The sequence below is a fragment of the Endozoicomonas sp. SESOKO2 genome, assembly GCF_024606245.1.
Classification (GTDB): domain Bacteria; phylum Pseudomonadota; class Gammaproteobacteria; order Pseudomonadales; family Endozoicomonadaceae; genus Endozoicomonas_A.
The window spans coordinates 1-1,184 of record NZ_JAHHPQ010000111.1 but is presented as its reverse complement, the minus strand read 5'-3'; the positions used below and the strand labels follow the sequence as shown (position 1 = coordinate 1,184).

1 protein-coding gene is annotated in these 1,184 nt (G+C 43.6%); it reads right to left on the bottom strand.

Going from position 1 to position 1,184, the window contains the following annotated elements; translation table 11 throughout:
- Positions 1–1,119 (bottom strand): hypothetical protein (locus KDK17_RS03045; RefSeq protein ID WP_257287313.1); only part of this gene is annotated, 1,119 nt, incomplete at its 3' end.
- Positions 1,120–1,184: the final 65 nt, after the last annotated feature.

The following is a 1,184-nucleotide window of genomic DNA, read 5'->3' as shown; positions in this document are numbered from 1 at the left end:
ATTCAGATTCTGAATGGCATCATGCAGTTGTAGAAGAAACCGAAGAATAAGGTGTAGAAAATAGGCATTGTCGGGGTCGGAGTCTGTTATGTCAATGTGGGTGAAAATCAGGCGGTCTTCTTCAGCGATGACGACGGTATTCCATGTATGCCCCGGGTATTTCGAAAACAATTCCTTGGTTAGATAAACATTTGCCAATACGTCAGGAAACAGTTGTTTAAGTTGAGCAAAAACAACCACCCCCAATGCCATATATTTATCACAGTCACCCATACCCCTTCGCCAATATTCAGCAATTGAACAACCTTCAGGGAAGGTAAGTGCCAGCTCTCCGTCATCCACAAGTTCGTAGTGAAGCTTTTCTGAAACAATCTTTGCTGTCAGGTGGAGCAAATTATAGATCGTTGGTTTTTTTACATCCTTGGCAGCCTTTTCAACGTACTTGAAAATTTCCGCGTGATCGTCCAGTGAAAAGTGGTACATGTCGTATTGGATAAATATGGAATTAAGCTTGGAAAACAAAGCCTTAGGTAAAGCAATAGGCTCTTTTTTACTCTGGTAGCCCGCAAGGTTGCCAAGGTGCTTGAAATGAAGCTGAGTGGTGGGGTATACAGTGCAGGTCTGTTGGTCAGAGGTTAAAGACGAGTAGGTATTCAGGTCGATGCCTCGGAAGTAGAGAGAAATCGCATCGAATAGATCTATGTCTTTCATCCTGGCTTCATGAACAAAATCAAGAGGCACTTTAGAAGTGAAGAGAGTGTCTAATTCAATAAATGAGTGGGTGAGTCCTTTGTATCTGGGCAGGTCTTCTGCCCTTAGCCCTTTTTTGAATAAGTCCTGAGCATAGATCCGTTCATAGTCACTTAGTACGTAGAAGAGGTTTTTGTTTAAGGAACCTGCAAGATCAGGGGATATTCCATTGTTGGCGTACCCAATGATAAATAAGGCCTCATTAATGCCGACTTCGAGGTAGCTATTCGCCGTTTCGGGGCTTAACCCTGCCTGTAGAATCTTGTCGATAAAAGCTGGGTCATTAGCCACTTTAGGATGAAACGATGCGACTACTTCCGGAGTAATGTTACGCTGGGTAAAACGGTGAATTTCATACGGACTGACCATTGGGGCTTTCTGAGAAAAAAGAAAGACTTCTTCTGCTGTGGTTCCCACCTCTGTGAGGCGCTCAA